At 69.8% G+C, this 16,734-nt stretch carries 14 protein-coding genes; 2 read left to right on the plus strand and 12 right to left on the minus strand.

Annotation, left to right across the window (positions count from 1 at the left end; genetic code table 11):
* Positions 1 to 10: 10 nt before the first annotated feature.
* Positions 11 to 1,441 (minus strand): glycoside hydrolase family 43 protein, encoded by a 1,431-nt coding sequence (locus D1369_RS02250; protein ID WP_007386773.1) that lies wholly within the window; start codon positions 1,439 to 1,441, stop codon positions 11 to 13.
* A gap of 58 nt (positions 1,442 to 1,499) precedes the next feature.
* The gene (locus D1369_RS02255) at positions 1,500 to 3,146 is read right to left on the minus strand and encodes an RICIN domain-containing protein (RefSeq protein ID WP_007386772.1); all 1,647 of its coding nucleotides are present in this window, start codon (positions 3,144 to 3,146) and stop codon (positions 1,500 to 1,502) included.
* A gap of 364 nt (positions 3,147 to 3,510) precedes the next feature.
* On the opposite strand from D1369_RS02255, the gene D1369_RS02260 reads away from it, so the two are divergent.
* The gene (locus D1369_RS02260) at positions 3,511 to 5,112 is read left to right on the plus strand and encodes a glycoside hydrolase 43 family protein (RefSeq protein WP_007386771.1); all 1,602 of its coding nucleotides are present in this window, start codon (positions 3,511 to 3,513) and stop codon (positions 5,110 to 5,112) included.
* Positions 5,113 to 5,165: 53 nt separating this feature from the next.
* Positions 5,166 to 7,193: a non-reducing end alpha-L-arabinofuranosidase family hydrolase gene (locus D1369_RS02265; RefSeq protein WP_007386770.1), complete on the plus strand. Its 2,028-nt coding sequence runs from the start codon at positions 5,166 to 5,168 to the stop codon at positions 7,191 to 7,193.
* Positions 7,194 to 7,245: 52 nt separating this feature from the next.
* On the opposite strand, the gene gap is transcribed toward D1369_RS02265, so the two are convergent.
* From gap to D1369_RS02315, 10 genes are all read right to left on the minus strand, one after another.
* Positions 7,246 to 8,244, minus strand: a complete 999-nt coding sequence (gene gap, locus D1369_RS02270; RefSeq protein ID WP_007386769.1) for a type I glyceraldehyde-3-phosphate dehydrogenase — start codon at positions 8,242 to 8,244, stop codon at positions 7,246 to 7,248.
* Positions 8,245 to 8,373: 129 nt separating this feature from the next.
* Positions 8,374 to 9,330 carry a helix-turn-helix domain-containing protein gene (locus D1369_RS02275; protein ID WP_007386768.1) on the minus strand — a complete coding sequence of 319 codons (957 nt, stop codon included), beginning with the start codon at positions 9,328 to 9,330 and terminating at the stop codon, positions 8,374 to 8,376.
* Positions 9,331 to 9,350: 20 nt separating this feature from the next.
* Positions 9,351 to 9,779, minus strand: coding sequence for an OsmC family protein (locus D1369_RS02280; protein WP_007386767.1), 429 nt, complete (start codon positions 9,777 to 9,779; stop codon positions 9,351 to 9,353).
* 38 nt (positions 9,780 to 9,817) lie between these two features.
* Complete coding sequence (locus D1369_RS02285; protein WP_007386766.1) at positions 9,818 to 10,789, minus strand: phosphotransferase; 972 nt, start codon at positions 10,787 to 10,789, stop codon at positions 9,818 to 9,820.
* Between the two features lie 35 nt (positions 10,790 to 10,824).
* Positions 10,825 to 12,492, minus strand: a complete 1,668-nt coding sequence (locus tag D1369_RS02290) for a hypothetical protein (RefSeq protein ID WP_037902427.1) — start codon at positions 12,490 to 12,492, stop codon at positions 10,825 to 10,827.
* Between the two features lie 138 nt (positions 12,493 to 12,630).
* Entirely contained in the window at positions 12,631 to 13,989 is a 1,359-nt protein-coding gene (locus D1369_RS02295) for a cytochrome P450 (RefSeq protein WP_007386764.1), read from the minus strand.
* Positions 13,990 to 14,041: 52 nt separating this feature from the next.
* Entirely contained in the window at positions 14,042 to 14,650 is a 609-nt protein-coding gene (locus tag D1369_RS02300; RefSeq protein ID WP_007386763.1) for an ATP/GTP-binding protein, read from the minus strand.
* Positions 14,622 to 14,999, minus strand: coding sequence for a DUF742 domain-containing protein (locus tag D1369_RS02305; RefSeq protein WP_007386762.1), 378 nt, complete (start codon positions 14,997 to 14,999; stop codon positions 14,622 to 14,624). The genes D1369_RS02300 and D1369_RS02305 overlap by 29 nt, the downstream gene beginning before the upstream one ends.
* Positions 14,996 to 15,397: a roadblock/LC7 domain-containing protein gene (locus D1369_RS02310; protein WP_007386761.1), complete on the minus strand. Its 402-nt coding sequence runs from the start codon at positions 15,395 to 15,397 to the stop codon at positions 14,996 to 14,998. The genes D1369_RS02305 and D1369_RS02310 overlap by 4 nt, the downstream gene beginning before the upstream one ends.
* Positions 15,394 to 16,581 (minus strand): ATP-binding protein, encoded by a 1,188-nt coding sequence (locus tag D1369_RS02315; protein ID WP_007386760.1) that lies wholly within the window; start codon positions 16,579 to 16,581, stop codon positions 15,394 to 15,396. Before D1369_RS02315 ends, D1369_RS02310 begins: the two co-directional genes overlap by 4 nt.
* Positions 16,582 to 16,734: the final 153 nt, after the last annotated feature.

Below are 16,734 nucleotides of genomic sequence, written 5' to 3' on the forward strand. Positions count from 1 at the left end.
CCCTTCTTGACTACTGGGTCGGGGCCGTGGTGGCGCCGGGGGTGAACTGCCACCAGTTCATGTTGAGCAGGTAGCCGCTGCCACCGGTGAATCGCAGGTAGAGGTCCTGGGTTCCTGCCGCACCGCCGACGGGGCAGGTCACCGTCGTCCAGGTCTGCCAGCCCCCGGTGTTCGGCACTGCGCACCGGCCCACGACGGTCCCGCTCGGGGAGCCGAGGCGCAGTTCGACGGTGCCGCCGCCGCTGCCGGAGGCCACGCGCGCGGTGAAGGAGGACGCGCCCGTCCCGAAGGCCACGCCCTTGACCTTGATGTAGTCGCCGTTGTCGATCCAGCCGACGTTCATTCCGCCCTCGGTGGACGGTTCGGTCTCGATGCCGGAACCCCAGGCGATCGTCTCGGCCTCCTGGCGTACGTATGGGTTGAGCGTGCCGGCCTGGGGGGCGCCCGAGTTCGTCATGTTGATCGTCGGGATGGTGCCGTCGGCGTTGTAGGAGAACTTCTCCACCGCGACCGAGCGGGTGAAGCCGCCGCCGCCCGGGAGTGCGCCGTTGTGGTAGAAGAAGTACGAACTGCCCTTGAAGTCCACGATCCCGGGGTGGTTGGTGAAGCTGCTGCCCTGGGTGGGCATGACCGTCCCGCGGTAGGTCCAGGGCCCGGTCGGGCCGGGTGCCGTGGAGTAGGCGATGAACTCCGAGCAGCACTTGGCCGCGAACACCAGGTAGTACAGACCGTTCCGCTTGTAGACCCAGGGGCCCTCCTCGTACAGCGTGGGGCGGTTGGGGTCACCGGTGCGGGTGCCGAACCCCGCGGTGGTGAGCGGGATCCTGGTGACACTGCCCGAGTAGGAGGTCATGTCGGCGTTCAGCCGGACGTACGACAGGTTCGGGTTGCCCCAGTACAGGTAGGCCTGGCCGTCGTCGTCGATGAAGACGGTCGGGTCGATCTCGCCGTTCTCCACCAGCGGACGGCCGAGCGCGTCCCGGAACGGGCCGGTGGGGCTGTCCGACACCGCCACGCCGATGGCCATCCGGCCAGTCGCCCGGTTCGTCACCGGTACGTACCAGTAGAACCGGCCGTTGCGCTCGACGGTCTGGCCCGCCCACGCGTCCTTGGACGCCCAGCTGAACGTGGCCAGGCTGAGCGGGGAGCCGTGGTCGGTCCAGTTGACCATGTCGGCGGTGGACCACACCCTCCAGTCCTTCATGGTGAAGTAGGTGGAGCCGTCCTCGTCGTGCCCGGTGTAGAGGTAGACCCGGCCGTCATGGACCAGCGGGGCCGGGTCGGCGGTGTAGACGTGCTGGACGATGGGGTTGTCGGCCCGGGCCGCGGTGGGCTGCACCGCGGCGGGGACGACGGCGAACACCAGCAGCAGGCCCACCACCCAGGCGGCGGCCCGGGAGAGCCTCGTACCGGTGGTGGGCAACGGTCGAGCCGTCATCATGGTCGCCTCCGGGGGTCGCTGGCTGGTGGGTGGGCTGCCGGCCGGTGCTCGGCGCCCCTCACGTACGGGTCCACTTCTGGTTGGCCTGGCCGTTGCAGGTCCACAGGACCAGCGGGGTCCCGTTGGCGGTGCCGGCCCCGTTGACGTCGAGGCACAGCCCGGCGCGGGTGTTGCGGATCGAACCGTCCGAGCCGACGGTCCACTTCTGGTTGTCCTGGCCGTTGCAGGGCCAGATGATGACCCGGGTGCCGTTGGTGGTGCCCTGGTTGTAGGCGTCCAGGCACTTGTCGCCGTAGACGCGGATCTCCCCGCCCGCCCAGGTGGTCCACAGCTGATTGGCGGCCGTGTGGCAGTCCCAGATCAGTGCCGTGGCCCCGGCGGCGGTGGAGGCGTTGTCCACGTCCAGGCAGCGGCCCGAGGCGTTGCCGCGCAGACGTGAGGTGGTGGCGGCCAGCGGGCTGCCGCCGCTCACCCGGAACACGGCCACGCCGTGCGCGGGGACGCTCGCCGAGATCTGCCCGGACGTGCTCGACGTACCGCCGGACCACAGGTCGGTGAGGGTGAACGGCCCGCCGGACAGGCCGACTTGTGCGGCCGTGGTGGTGACCGTCGCCGTGCCGCCGCCCCGGTTGAACAGGCCCACAGCGACCGAGCCGTCGGACAGCGGCTTGGCGAACACCTCGGTGTCGCCGTCGTCGCGCACCCTGCGCCCGCCCGCGCCCAGCGCATCCTGGTTCACGGCCAGCAGGCGGGGGTTGCGCAGGATCGCGCTCACGTCGGCGGACATGGTGCGGATGTCGTTGCCTGCCATGAGCGGCGCGCTCAGCAGGGCCCACAGGGCGAAGTGGGAGCGGGACTCGGTCAGTGACAGGCCGGGTCGGCCGACGACCAGCATGTCGGGGTCGTTCCAGTGCCCTGGGCCGGACTGCGCCGCCAGCGGCGCCGTGATGTCGAGGACGTTGCCGACGCCCATCGGATAGCTGTTGGTGTTGCCGTTCTGCCAGATGTCGAGCAGGTCCTCGGTGGTCCGCCACAGGTCGGCGACCTCACCCCAGTTGTACGTGGCGCCGGTGATGGCGTGGAAGCTGTTGGGGTTGATGCTGTAGACGATCGGCCGCCCGGTGGCACGCAGGGCGTCACGCATCAGCGTGAAGCGCGCGACCTGTTCGTCGCGGGTACCGCTCGACGAACACCAGTCGTACTTGAGGTAGTCGACGCCCCACGAGGCGAACGTGGCGGCGTCCTGCGTCTCGTGTCCCCTGCTGCCCGTCGAGCCCGGATAGGCGCCGCTGGTCTGTGCGCAGGTGCGGTCGCCCGGCACCTGGTAGATGCCGAACTTCAGGCCCTTGCCGTGGATGTAGTCCCCGAGGGCCTTCATCCCGCTCGGGAACTTGGTCGGATTGGCCCGCAGGTTGCCCGCCCCGTCACGCTGCGGGTCGAACCAGCAGTCGTCGACCACGACGTACCGGTAGCCGGCGTCCCGCATGCCCGAGGACACCATCGCGTCGGCGGCCTGCCGGACCTGCGCCTCGGTGACCCCGCACCCGAAGCTGTTCCAGCTGTTCCAGCCCAGCGGTGGAGTGAGTGCCGGGCTGCCCGGCGCGGCCGTGGCGGGGGTGTGGACAGCGGCCGTGACGGACGCGGCGACCGTCAGGACGGCGGACGCGAAGACACGAAGCAGTCGTCTGCCTGCTCGTCTGGGCACGATGGGTTCCTTTCGGGGCGGGTACTGCGGTGGTCGGAGTCCGACTCCAGACAGCGGATGACTGAGGCATTCCCGATGGCTCATAGCAGGTTCATGACATTCCCTTCCGTTCGAAATTTCGATCCCTTTCCGGACGTCGCCGCCACGGATACTAGGGAGGCTGCTGGGGTTGTCAACTCCGACGGTCGTGCCAAATTTTGCTCAGCACAGGTCCGCCGGGCTCGCTAACAGCGAAACATTTCGGTGTTCTCGACGAATCATGCGAGACATATTGACGGGAGCTCTCCACCCCCTAACATCCAGGATGTCCCCCGGCCGACTACCAGAGGGAACGACATTGGATATGTCATGCTCTCGTCAATCGATGGAGCGCCGCCGGGCACTGGCCGCCGGCGCCGGCCTGGTCACCGGCGCCTTCCTGCCTATGGCCGGAGCCCCCCGGACCGCCACGGCCGCCGCAGCCGCCTCGACGTACACGAACCCGGTCATCTGGCAGGACTTCGCGGACATCGACGTCATCCGCGTCGGCGCCACCTACTACGCCTCGGCCTCGACGATGCACTACTCGCCCGGGGCGCCCGTCCTGCGTTCGTACGACCTGGTGAACTGGGAGATCGCCGGTCACTCGGTACCCGTCCTCGACTTCGGCGCCAAGTACGACCTGAACGGCGCGCGCGGCTACGTCCGGGGCATCTGGGCCTCGTCGCTGGCCTACCGCCCGAGCAACAGGACCTTCTACTGGCTCGGCCAGATCGACTTCGCCAGGACGTACGTCTACACGGCCACCGCCGCCGAGGGGCCCTGGAACCGACTCACGACGATCAGCACCCCGTACTACGACGCGGGGCTGCTCGTCGACACCGACGACACGCTCTACGTGGCGTACGGGAACACCACCATCAGCGTGGCCCAGCTCTCGCCCGACGGGCGCAGCCAGGTCCGTACGCAGCAGGTCTTCACCACACCGTCGAGCGTCGGCACCCTCGAGGGCTCCCGCTTCTACAAGATCAACGGGCAGTACTACATCTTCCTGACCCGTCCCGCGAACGGCCAGTACATCCTGAAGTCGTCGAGCGGCCCCTTCGGCCCCTACACGATGCGGCAGGTCCTCCTCGACCTGCGCGGGCCGATCCCCGGGGGCGGCGTCCCGCACCAGGGCGGACTGATCCAGACCCAGGGCGGCGCCTGGTACTACATGGCCTTCGTGGACGCCTACCCCGGCGGCCGGATGCCCGCCCTGGCACCGGTCACCTGGACCGCGGACGGCTGGCCCGTCGTCCAACTCGTGAACGGCGCGTGGGGCACGACGTACCCCGTCCCGGCCGTGCCCGCCCCGCCCCGCCAGGTCACCCCGATGACCGGCGTCGACACCTTCGACGGTACGAGCCTCAAGCCGAGGTGGGAGTGGAACCACAACCCGGACACCACCAAGTGGTCCGTCGACAACGGACTGACCCTGCGGACCGCGACCGTCACCAACGACCTGTACTGGGCCCGCAACACCCTCACGCACCGCATCCAGGGGCCCACCTCCACCGCGACCGTTCAGCTCGACTACTCCGCGATGCGGGACGGCGACCGGGCCGGACTCGCGCTGCTGCGTGACTCCTCCGCCTGGATCGGCGTCAGACGCGACGGCGGCGCGACCCGGGTGGCCATGGTCAACGGCCTGACCATGGACAGCAACTGGAACACCACCGGCACCGGCACCGAGGCCGCGAGCGCACCCGTCTCCGGCGGCCGCCTCTGGCTGCGCGCGAGCGCGGACATCCGCCCCGGCTCGGCACGTCCCGGCACCTTCTCCTACAGCACCGACGGCACGAACTTCACCCGCCTCGGCCCCACCTTCTCGATGGGCAACGACTGGCGGTTCTTCATGGGCTACCGATTCGCCCTCTTCAACTACGCCACCCAGGCGCTCGGTGGCTCGGTCCGCGTCCCGCGCTTCGAGTTGTCGACGCCCTGACCCGATCCCCTCGACCGCACCACCCAACCCCCCGCACACCGCAGAGGAGAACCATGAACCCGCTCACGCGGCTCGGCCGTCGCCGAGCCTCGGTGTTAGCCCTGCTGGCCGTCGGCGCCCTGGTGACGCCAACGGCCGCGACGGCCGCCCCCGACGCGCCGGACGCGGTCCGGGCCTCCACGCTGGGAGCCCAGGCGGCCCAGTCCGGACGGTACTTCGGCACCGCGGTGGCCGCCGGAAGGCTGGGTGACGGGACGTACACCGGCATCCTGGACCGGGAGTTCAACTCGGTCACCCCGGAGAACGAGATGAAGTGGGACACCACCGAGCGCTCCCGCGGATCGTTCAACTTCGGCCCCGGCGACCAGATCGTCAACCGCGCGGCGTCCCACGGTCAGCGCATGCGCGGCCACACACTCGTGTGGCACAGCCAACTGCCCGGCTGGGTCAGCTCCATCAGGGACGCGAACACCCTGCGCAGCGTGATGAACAATCACATCACCCAGGTGATGAACCACTACAAGGGCCGGATCTACGCCTGGGACGTGGTCAACGAGGCCTTCGCCGACGGAGGCAGCGGCCAGATGCGCAGCTCCGTCTTCCGGGACGTCCTCGGCACGGGCTTCATCGAAGAGGCCTTCCGCACCGCACGGTCCGCCGACCCGGCCGCCAAGCTCTGCTACAACGACTACAGCATCGAGAACTGGAGCGACGCCAAGACCCAGGGCGTCTACCGCATGGTCCGCGACTTCAAGTCCCGGGGTGTGCCCATCGACTGCGTCGGCTTCCAGTCCCACTTCGGCGCCGGCGGCCCGCCGTCGAGCTTCCAGACGACGCTGTCGAACTTCGCCGCGCTCGGCGTGGATGTCCAGATCACCGAGCTCGACATCGCGCAGGCGTCCTCGGCCGCGTACGCGAACACGGTGCGGGCCTGCATGAACGTGGCACGCTGCACCGGCATCACCGTCTGGGGCATCCGCGACAGCGACTCCTGGCGCAGCGGTGAGAACCCGCTGCTGTTCGACCGGAACGGAAACAAGAAGGCCGCCTACCAGTCGACGCTCTCGGCGTTGGGCGGCGGTGCCGCGGCACAGCGGGCAGCCGTCTCCTCGACCCGGTCCGCCGCAGCGCTCCCCTCCTCCTTCCGCTGGAACTCGAGCGGCGCCCTGATCGCGCCGAAACCGGACTCCACGCACAACATCGCCGGGATCAAGGACCCGTCGGTCGTCTACTACAACGGCAAGTACCACGTCTTCGCGAGCACCGCGCGCTCCGCCGGGTACAACCTGGTGTACCTGAGCTTCTCCGACTGGTCCCAGGCGGGCTCGGCCACCCACCACTACCTGGACCGCACCGCCATCGGCTCCGGATACCGGGCCGCGCCCCAGGTCTTCTACAACGCCCCGCAGCGCCTGTGGTACCTCGTCTACCAGACCGGCAACGCCTCGTACTCGACCAACCCCGACATCAGCAACCCCAACGGGTGGAGCGCCCCGAAGAACTTCTACTCGTCGATGCCGGACATCATCAAGCGGAACATGGGCAACGGCGTCTGGGTCGACATGTGGGTGATCTGCGACAGCGCCAACTGCTACCTGTTCTCCTCCGACGACAACGGACACCTGTACCGCTCCCAGACGACTGCCGGCCAGTTCCCCAACGGCTTCACCAACACCGTCATCGCGGCCCAGGACTCCAAGTACGCCCTGTTCGAAGCGAGCAACGTCTACAAGGTGCAGGGCAGCAACCAGTACCTGCTCCTCGTCGAGGCCATCGCCGCGGACGGCCGGCGCTACTTCCGCTCCTGGACGTCGAGCAGCCTCGCCGGCTCGTGGTCACCCCTGGCCGCGTCCGAGGGCAACCCGTTCGCCAAGTCGAGCAACGTGACGTTCCCCTCGGGCAGTTGGAGCAAGGACATCAGTCACGGCGAGATGATCCGCGCGGGCTACGACCAGACGCTCACGATCCCGGCCTGCAAGCTCCAGTACCTGTACCAGGGCAAGGACCCCAACGCCGGCGGCGACTACAACAACCTCCCGTGGCGGCTGGGCCTGCTCACCCAGACCAACTCGACCTGCTGACCCCGTACCGGTGATGATCCTGACAGTCGGGATCATCACCGGCCGGGTCCGGTCAGCCGTTGGCCAGGAGCTCCAGCGTGTCGATCACGCGGTTCGAGAAGCCCCACTCGTTGTCGTACCAGGCGACGACCTTCACATGGCGGCCCTCCACGCGGGTGAGGGCCGAATCGAAGATCGACGAGGCGGGGTTGCCCGTGATGTCCGAGGAGACGAGCGGGTCCTCCGAGTACTCCAGGACACCGGCCAGGGGCCCCTCGGCCGCCGTGCGGTACGCCGCCAGTACGTCCTCGCGGGTCACGTCACGGGAGACGGTCGTGTTCAGCTCGACGATGGAGCCGACCGGGACCGGGACGCGGATCGAGTCGCCGGACAGCTTGCCGTCCAGGTTGGGCAGCACGAGGCCGATCGCCTTGGCGGCGCCGGTCGTGGTGGGCACGATGTTGACGCCGGCGGCGCGGGCGCGACGGGCGTCGCGGTGCGGACCGTCCTGGAGATTCTGCTCCTGCGTGTAGGCGTGCACGGTCGTCATGAAGCCGTGCTCGATGCCGGCGAGCTCGTCGAGCACCGAGGCGAGGGGCGCGAGCGCGTTGGTCGTGCACGAGGCGTTGGAGACGATCGTGTGCAGGCCCGGGTCGTAGGCGTCGCTGTTGACCCCGTACGCGAGCGTGACGTCGGCGCCGTCCGAGGGGGCGCTGACGAGGACCTTCCGCGCGCCGGCGTCGAGGTGGGCGCGGGCCGCCTTCGCCGAGGTGAACCGGCCGGTGGCCTCCAGCACGATGTCGACGCCGAGTTCGGCCCAGGGAAGCTGCGCCGGTTCGCGCTCGGCGAGCACGGTGATGCGGCGGCCGTCGACGACCAGGGTGTTCCCGTCGACGGTCACCGGACGGCCGAGGCGGCCTGCCGTGCTGTCGTAGGCGAGCAGCCGGGCGAGCGTGGCGGGCTCGGTGAGGTCGTTGACGGCGACGACCTCCAGCGCGCTGTCGCGTTCCAGGAGCGCGCGCAGCACATTGCGTCCGATACGGCCGAATCCGTTGATGGCGATGCGAGTCATGAATGGTGTCCCGTTTCCGATGTCCACTTCCTACGCCCACCAGGCTCGCGCGCGGCATCCACCGGTGACAGTGGCGCGATCGCCACGGTTCAAAAGGATCGCGCCAAGGCCGGTGCGGACGCGGGGAGGCTACTCGCCCCGGGTGAACGTGCGCCGGTACTCGCTCGGCGTCGTCCCCAGGATGCGCTGGAAGTGCGTCCGCAGATTCGCGCCCGTTCCCAGCCCGACGTCGGTGGCGATCTGCTCGACGCTCCGTTCGGACCGCTCCAGCAGTTCACGGGCCATGTCGATGCGGGCGCGCATCACCCACTGCATCGGCGTGTATCCGGTCTCCTCGACGAAGCGGCGCGAGAACGTGCGCGGTGAGACCGCGGCCTGCCGGGCGAGGAGGTCGAGGGTGAGGGGTTCGTCGAGTCGGCGCAGGGCCCATTCCCGGGTGGCGGCGAAGCGCTCGCCGAGGGGCTCGGGCACGCTGCGCGGCACGTACTGCGCCTGACCGCCACTGCGGTAGGGGGCCGCGACCAGGCGCCGGGCCGCGTGGTTGGACGCGGCCACGCCGAGGTCGCCGCGCAGGACGTGCAGGCACAGGTCGATGCCGGAGGCGGCGCCGGCCGAGGTCAGCACGCTGCCCTCGTCGACGAACAGCACGTTCTCGTCGACCCGGACGAGAGGATGCTTCGCCGCGAGCGCCCTCGTGTAGTGCCAGTGGGTCGTGGCGCGCCGACCGTCGAGCAGACCCGTCGCGGCCAGCGCGAAGGCACCCGTCGAGATGGCGGCCAGCCGCGCGCCCCTGCTGTGGGCGGCGACCAGCGCCTCGACGACGGCCGGCGGAGGATCCTCCCGGTCCGGGAACCGGTAGCCCGGAATGAAGACGAGATCCGCCCAGGCAAGCGCCCCCAGACCGTGGGCGACGTGGTACGACAGTCCGTCCCCACCGCTCACGAGCCCCGGGGCCGCGCCGCACAGCCGTACCTCGTACGGCATGCTCGCGCGCGTGGTGAACACCTGCGCGGGGATGCCGACGTCCAGGGGCTTCGCGCCTTCGAGGACGAGAACGGCGACACGGCGAAGGCGGGAGGCTGACACGGGGACAGGTTACGCAGCGGTCAGGCGTCCTCGACGGTCGCGGTGACCGGCGTGCCGATCTCGACCGTGCGGCTGACCGTGCACAGTCGGTCGTGGGAGGTCTTCACCGCCCGGGGCAGGATCGTGCGGGCCCGGTCCGCGCCCTCGCCGTCCGGGAAGGTGACGGTGAAGGCGACGGCGAGGTCGGTCAGCCGGTTGCCGAGTTCGTCGTTGACCTTGTTGCCGCTCACCTGGACGGAGAAGGCGTCGGGCTCGGCGTGGCGGGTGGTGGCGAGGTCGACGTCCACCGCCGTGCAGCCGCCGAGCGCGGCGAGCAGCAGTTCGACCGGGGTGAACTCGCTGTCGGAACCGGTGCCGAAGCTGATCGTGCCGCCCCGGGCGTTGGTGGCGACGAAGTGACCGGTGCTGGTGCGCTCGACGGTGACGGACCGCGCGGATTTTTCGCTCATGCCGAGGACATTAGTGCCAGGTCACCGAAGCTCGCAGGTCACCACTCGCCCCTCAGCGTCTCCGCCAGCCGTACGACGGCGGTCAGATCGGGCAGGCCGCGCAGCTTGGCCACGGCCTCACGGCTTCCGAACGCGCGCTGCTCGGCGGTCACCGCCGGATCGACCGCGCATTCGGCCTGTACGTAGACGTAGTTGAGGTCCGTCGCGAAGAGCATCGAGAAGGCGTCCACGCTCTTGACGACCGCGCGGCCGCCGGCGTCCCGGTAGGCACGCACCAGGCACCGTGCCGCGTCGGCGTCGAAGCGGTTGCCGCCCGACCATACGTAGACGGCACGGGCCAGTTCACGCTCCGCCGAGACGGGCCCGGCGTTGTCCCAGTCGAGCAGGACCGGTCCGTCCGGGCCGACCAGGACGTTCTGCGGACGCAGGTCGAGATGGGAGGTCACCACGTCACCGGGAGACGACGGGCAGACATGCCGGGCAAGGTCTACGGCCGTCGAGGTCACGAACCGGCTCAGTTCCGCCGCCCAGGGCAGGCCGGCCCGCTCCACCCTCCCGAGCAGTTCGGCCCAGTCGGACTCCGGGTTGCACCGTTCGTACCAGCCGCTCGGAGTCCCGCTGGGCCCCTCCCCCGCCGTGTGCAGGATGGCGAGCGTACGGCCGCACCAGCTCAGGATCTCCGGGTCCGACGGGTCGGCCGCGGTGCCGTCGACCCAGTCGTACAGCTTGGCCCAGGAGCCCTCGGGGAGCCGTACCACGTGGGAGCCGGTGCGGTCGGCCAGGAGACGGGGCGCGGAGATGCCCAGCGTCTCCGCCGCGTCGCGCAGCGCCGCCTCGGTGCCGACGTCCGGCTCGTCCTTCTCGAAGAGCAGCTCCTTCACCGCCCACGCGGTGCCGTTCCCGGACAGTTTCCAGATCTGTCCCAGCGCGCCGCGGGCGACCGGCGTCATCGTCCAGGGTCCCGCGCCGAGTTCATAGGCGTCCGCGATGAATGTGCCCGTGTCCCGCATGCAACTCCCCGCTGTCGTCGGCCGGTTGACGAAGCCTAACCGCAGCAGTCCGGCACGCCGGTGTCCAGTCGGCAGAAGCAGGACGCCTCGACCGGTACGTCGGCCAGCGCGCGGGCGATCCGCAACTGCTGGGCGACGATCCGCGCCTCCCCTTCCTTCTTCCCGCGGATCAGGCACTCGTGGAGGCCGTGCAGCGCCCATACGTTGCCCGGGTGCTGGAGCGGCCGCGGGAGGGTGTCGTCGAGGCCGAGGTCGGCGCGGTAGACGGCCTCGGCCTCGGCGATGCGCCCCTGTTCGAGCAGGAGGGCGCCGTAGGCGTGGCGGGTCGGCTGCATCCAGCCCCAGGGCTCGTCGTAGGGGAGGTTGTCGTCCAGTTCGACCGACCGTTCCAGCGCCGCGAACGCGGTGTCGAACTCGCCTTTGCGGTAGGCGAGTTCGCCGTCCAGCATCGCCGAGGCGATCGCCAGGACGTCGGCGCACGTGTTGTTGAAGAGCATCCGGGTCCCGGGGACCTGGGCGACCGCCTCGTGGAACAGCGCGCGTTCACGCTCGGCCTCGGTGACGCGGCCGAGGGCGGAGCAGGCGACGCCGCGGGCGTAGTGGAGCATCGCGGTCGTCACGCAGTACAGGCGCGGGTCGGTGGGCAACGGGAGGTCCAGGATGTCGGTCCAGCGGCCGAAGCGGATCAGGACGTGGACGCGCATCGCGAGGAAGGCCTCCAGCCAGTCGGCCATGGGCGGGCTCTCGACCCGCAGCAGGTCCTCCGGGATCGACTCCTCCAGTTGCGCGGCGGCCTCCAGGGCGGTCTCCGACTGGCCCAGGAACATCGCGCCGTAGATCTTGAAGTGGTGGTTGTGCGAGCGGTAGAGCGTGTAGAAGTTCATCGCTCCGGCCCGGGCAAGGGCCTTCTCGTCGGCGGCGATCGCGGCGCTGTTGTCCGCCACGACCCGCCGGTAGTCGCCGCACAGCACCTCCAGGTGCGAGGGCATGTGCAGGAGATGCCCGGCGTCCGGTACCAGGCCGCGCAGCCGGTCCGCGACGGGCAGGGCGACTTCGGGCGTGGGCGACATCTCCATGAGGTGGATGTACAGGTGCAGGACGCCCGGGTGGGTGCGGCCGCCGGCACCGGCCAGTGACCGTTCCAGCACGGTTCGGGCCTCGCGGGTGCGGGCGCCCGCGGCGGGCTCGCCGGTGCGCAGGTCCCACAGCTGCCAGGGCGTGAGGTTCATCAGCGCGTCCGCGTACAGAGCGGCCACGTCCACGTCGTCCGGGGCGAGTTCGTGGACGGCGCGCATGCTGTCGGCGTACGGCTCGTTCCACACCGCGCAGTTCTCGGCGGGCTTCGCCTGCGGGTAACGGGAGCGCAGGGCGCCGATCAGGGCCCGCTCCACCACGGTGGCCCGGACGGCCGCCTTCTCGTTCGCCGTCTCGACGGCCGCATGGGTGCGCTGGACGGTCCGGGCCAGGTCCCGGTCGTCGAAGAAATCCCAGGGCTTGTTGTAGTTGGGGCCCAGCGCGTAGGCGATCCCCCAGTGGGCCATCGCGCAGTCCGGGTCGGCGGCGGCCGCCTTCTCGAAGCAGGCCACGGCCTCCTCGTGATGGAAGGCGTACGTCCACACCAGGCCGCGGTCGAACCAGAGTTGGGCCTCGGCGGAGTCGGTGGTGACAGGCCGGCCGTGGGAGCCGAGGTCGTAGTACTCCATGCACCACGATTCTGCCCGAAGAAGGGCTTGTCGGCCGCGTGGGAGCCGATCTGTCCCCCGAACGAACGCAGGTGCCGGAGAGGGGACTCGTGAAGCCGTCAGTCCGCTCTCCGGCACCTGCCGGCCGGTGCTAAGCCGTCACACACGGAAGATCTCGAGGAAGCTGCTCCAGAAGCCCTTCTTGGCCGGCTTCTGCGATGCCGGGGCGGGTGCGGGAACACGCGCCGCCTGCTGGGGCTGCTGGACGACGGTCGGGCGGGGCGCGGTGGGCACGCCGTACGCCGAGGCCATCCGGGTGGCGGGGGTGGGGCTGAACTGCACGGGAAGGGTGGCCAGGGCGCGGTGGAAGGGGCCGGGACGCCACTGCAGTTCCTGGGCCGGGACGCTCAGGACCAGGTCGGGCAGCGCGTTGAGGATCAGCTCGATGGCCGTGACCGCGATGACCTGGGCCGGGCTCTTGGCCGGGCAGGCGTGCGGTCCCGCACCCCAGGCGAGGTGGGCGCCGCGGCTGTGGGCCTGGCCCGAGGAGGCGAGCGCGGGGTCGCTGTTGGCACCGGCGAAGCTGATGACCAGGGGGGAGTTCGCCTGGACCACCACTCCACCGAGGTCGACGTCCTGGAGCGGGAAGTGCGTCGCGTAGTTGGCGATGGGCGGGTTGTTGAGCAGGACGTGGTCGAGGGCGTCCTCGATCTGCATGCTCGGCCCGTCCTCGCCGTCCCGGTCCAGGAGCAGGAGCAGGGCGTTGGCGATGAGGTTGCGCTCGGGCTCCACGCCGGCGCCGATCAGCATCACCAGCTGGTCCTTGAGTTCCTCGTCGCTGAGGCCGGCGGGGTGCTGGACGAGCCAGGAGGTGATGTCGTCGCCGGGTTCGCGGCGCTTGAGGGAGACCAGCTCCATGAAGCAGGCGGTGAGTTCGTCGCTGGCCTTCAGCGCGTCCTTGCCGTCGAACATGTCGGCCATCGCGCTGGTCACCCGGTCGCCGATGCTGGCGGGACAGCCGAAGAGCTTGTTGATCATCAGCATCGGCAGCAGCTTGGCGTAGTCGTTGATCAGGTCCGCCCGGCCCCGCTCGCTGAACTGGTCGATGAGGTAGGCGGCGATCGGCTCGACGTCGCGGCGGATGCGGGTGACGTTGAGGCGGTCGAGGCTCTCGGTGACCGCCTTGCGCAGCCTGAGGTGCTGGGCGCCGTCGGTGAACAGGCAGTTGGGCCGGTACGCCATCATCGGCAGGACGGGGCTGTCGAGGGGGACCCGGCCGTCGTTGAGGGCGGTCCAGCGGCGGCCGTCGCGCGCGAACAGGTTGGGGTTCTGCAGTACCCGCAGGGCCGTCTCGTGGCCGACGACCAGGGTGGCGTCGACACCGGGGGCCAGTTCGACCGGGCCGGCGGGGCCGTGCGCCCGGAGGTAGTCGTAGACCTTCTGCGGGTCGGCCGCGAAGGAGTCGTCGTACATGGGGCATCTGGCCGCACCGGTGGCGGCCGTGTCGTGAACGTCCATGTCTGTGTCCTTTGGTGGCCCGGACCGTGCGGTCCGGGCGGGGGGTGGTGGTTCAGGCGGCGCGGTCGAGCAGGTGGCGCACGAGGGCGATCAGGGCGCGGGCGGAGGAGCGCTGGTCGCGGGCGTCGCAGTAGATGACGGGAGTGTCCGGAAGCAGGTCGAGTGCTTCGCGGATCTCGTCCTCCTCGAAGTGGCTGGTCTGCGAGAAGGTGTTGACGGCGATCGCGTACTCGAGGCCGTACTCGTCGATCAGGTCGATGACCGGGAACGTCTCCTCCAGCCGGGAGGGGTCGACCAGGAGCAGGGCGCCGAGCGCGCCGCGCGCCATGTCCTCCCACAGCTGCATGAAGCGCTGCTGTCCGGGGGTGCCGAACAGGTACAGCACCAGCTCGTCGCTCAGGGTCAGCCGGCCGAAGTCCAGCGCCACGGTGGTGGTCGCCTTCTCCGGCGCCCCGCGCAGGTCGTCGACGTGCATCGACGCCTGGGTCATCTTCTCCTCGGTGCGCAGCGGAGTGATCTCCGACAGGGACCCGATGAAGGTCGTCTTGCCCACGGCGAAGTGTCCGACCACCAGGATCTTCGCGGCGGTGGTCACGTCGGCGGAGACGTAGATGGAGCCGTTCGCCCCGGGGTCAGCCGATGTTGAGGGTTTCGAGTCCATGCAGAACCTTCTCGAGTATCGCTCGGGGAACGTGCTGGGCGGGGGCCGGTTCAGCGCGGCGCAGGAGGTGCCCCTGCTCGAATAAATCGGACAGCAGCAGTCGGGCCACGCCGACCGGCAGTCCCAGATGGCCGGCGACTTCGGCGACCGACAGGTAGCCGCCCGAACAGAGCTCCCAGATGGCCCGCACCTCGGGTCCGGCCCCGAGCGGCAGGGTCCGGTCAGGGGCCAGGCACACCAGCGTGTGCAGGGCCAGGTCGTCGTCGGAGGGGAGACGACGGCCGCCCGTGATGACGTAGGAGCGGACGAAGTCGCTGGTTACCGGAGCGTCCTCGCCTGGCCAGGTCATGCGTCTACGCCGGTGTTCTGGCGCGGCGTCGCGCTCATCGCCTTGGTCAGCGCGCCCACCGTCTTCTGCATCCGGATCGACATGGCCTCCATGTCGACGTCCAGCGCGGTCGAGACGGCGAGGTAGGAGCCGCTGCCCCCGGCGATGAGGAAGATCCACCCGCCGTCGAACTCGATCAGTGTCTGCTTCCACAGGCCCTTGCCGCCGCCCACGAAGGGGGCGACGCTGCGGCACAGGGACTGCAGGGAGCTCATCGCGGCGGCGTTCCGCTCGGCGTCGTCACGGACGATGCCGTCGGACCGCTGCATCAGCAGGCCGTCCGCCGAGACGAGGATGGCGTGCCGGGCTCCGCGTACCTCGAGCACGTCGTTCAGCACCCACGACAGGTCGGGATTCACTGGTTCTGAGGTCCTTCCGTGTTGTCCGAGTCCCGCCCGAGCAGGGTTCCGCGAGCGAATGCCTTGAGCCGTGAGGCGGTCTCCTCGCCGGCCGCGTCCAGGTCGGGAACCTCCGCGCCGGGCGTGGCGACCACGGAGACGGCGCCGTTGCGGCGCCGACGGCGCTTGGGCAGGCCTCCGGCTGTCTGTCCGACGACGAGGGAGGCGACCGGGGTGGGCTTGGCCGCCGCGGGCAGGCCCTCGTGGTCGTCGAGCTCGACGGGCGCGGGTGCGGGCACGTCCGCCGTCAGGAGGTTCTCCGGCACCCGGATCACAGCGCGCACACCGCCGTAGGGGGAGACCGCGTCGACGGAGACGTGGAATCCGTAGTGGGCGGCGAGCTTCCCGGAGAGGGCGAAGCCGAACTTGGGCGGGTCGCCGAGGCTCGTGATGTCCACGGATCCGCCGGTGGTCAGCAGGGACGCGGCGCGGGCCTTGGTCTCCTGGTCCATGCCGAGTCCGGCGTCGTCGACGATCAGGCAGATCCCGGTGGGTACGGCCTGGATGTTGATCTCGACGGGGGTGCCGGGGGCGCTGTACTTGGTGGCGTTGTCCAGCAGTTCGGCCAGGACCATGGCGACCGGTTCGACCGCCCGGCTGGTGATCGCGACGCTCGCCTGCGAGTGGACCTTGACCCGCTCGAAGTCGCGGATCCGTCCCTGGGCGCTGCGGGCGACGTCGTACACGGAAGCATCCCGGTCACGTCGGCCGAGCCAGCCGCCGCAGAGCACCGAGATGCCCTTGGTACGCCGGCTGAACTGGCTGCCGGTGTGGTCGACCAGCATCAGGTCGGCGAGGACCGCGTGGTCGTCGCCGTACTTCTGCTGGAGTCCGTCGAGCAGGGACAGCTGCTCCTCGGCGAGGGTCGCCAGGGTGCCGACGGCCGACTTCAGGGTCGCCTTGGTCGCCGACTCGGCGTCCTTGCGCACCTCTTCCAGATCCGCGGCATGCCGTGCGCTCACCGACGAGTAGGTCGTCTGGAGCTCGGCGAGCTGACCTCGCACACTCGCCATGTCGCCGTGCAGTTTGTTGTTGTTCGCGCGGAGCTGGAGGTTGGTTCTCCGTGCGCGCATCACTGCGAAAACCGCAGCGATGAGTACCACGAGCAGGACCCACAGGAGTGGATCTTCGAACAATGACGTCATGAGACTCTCTTCAAGTCGCCTCGCGTCGGGAGACTGACCGTGCATGGGACCCCCGGAGCCGCCCGCCGCCTGCGGCGCGGGCTTTACCGGCGGACCAACCGTCACTCCTTCACGATGGGGCCGTTTTGGCTGTCCCCCGTACGCGCGTATGAC

This window comes from Streptomyces sp. CC0208 (genome assembly GCF_003443735.1).
Taxonomy (GTDB): Bacteria; Actinomycetota; Actinomycetes; order Streptomycetales; family Streptomycetaceae; genus Streptomyces; species Streptomyces sviceus.

Excerpts from the sequence above, each read along its gene's own strand:
- D1369_RS02290 (WP_037902427.1), bottom strand. The coding sequence starts at position 12,492 with ATGGAGTACTACGACCTCGGCTCCCACGGCCGGCCTGTCACCACCGAC.
- D1369_RS02250 (WP_007386773.1), bottom strand. The coding sequence starts at position 1,441 with ATGATGACGGCTCGACCGTTGCCCACCACCGGTACGAGGCTCTCCCGG.
- D1369_RS02315 (WP_007386760.1), bottom strand. The coding sequence starts at position 16,581 with ATGACGTCATTGTTCGAAGATCCACTCCTGTGGGTCCTGCTCGTGGTA.
- D1369_RS02285 (WP_007386766.1), bottom strand. The coding sequence starts at position 10,789 with ATGCGGGACACGGGCACATTCATCGCGGACGCCTATGAACTCGGCGCG.
- D1369_RS02280 (WP_007386767.1), bottom strand. The coding sequence starts at position 9,779 with ATGAGCGAAAAATCCGCGCGGTCCGTCACCGTCGAGCGCACCAGCACC.
- gap (WP_007386769.1), bottom strand. The coding sequence starts at position 8,244 with ATGACTCGCATCGCCATCAACGGATTCGGCCGTATCGGACGCAATGTG.
- D1369_RS02300 (WP_007386763.1), bottom strand. The coding sequence starts at position 14,650 with ATGGACTCGAAACCCTCAACATCGGCTGACCCCGGGGCGAACGGCTCC.
- D1369_RS02305 (WP_007386762.1), bottom strand. The coding sequence starts at position 14,999 with ATGACCTGGCCAGGCGAGGACGCTCCGGTAACCAGCGACTTCGTCCGC.
- D1369_RS02295 (WP_007386764.1), bottom strand. The coding sequence starts at position 13,989 with ATGGACGTTCACGACACGGCCGCCACCGGTGCGGCCAGATGCCCCATG.
- D1369_RS02260 (WP_007386771.1), top strand. The coding sequence starts at position 3,511 with ATGGAGCGCCGCCGGGCACTGGCCGCCGGCGCCGGCCTGGTCACCGGC.
- D1369_RS02265 (WP_007386770.1), top strand. The coding sequence starts at position 5,166 with ATGAACCCGCTCACGCGGCTCGGCCGTCGCCGAGCCTCGGTGTTAGCC.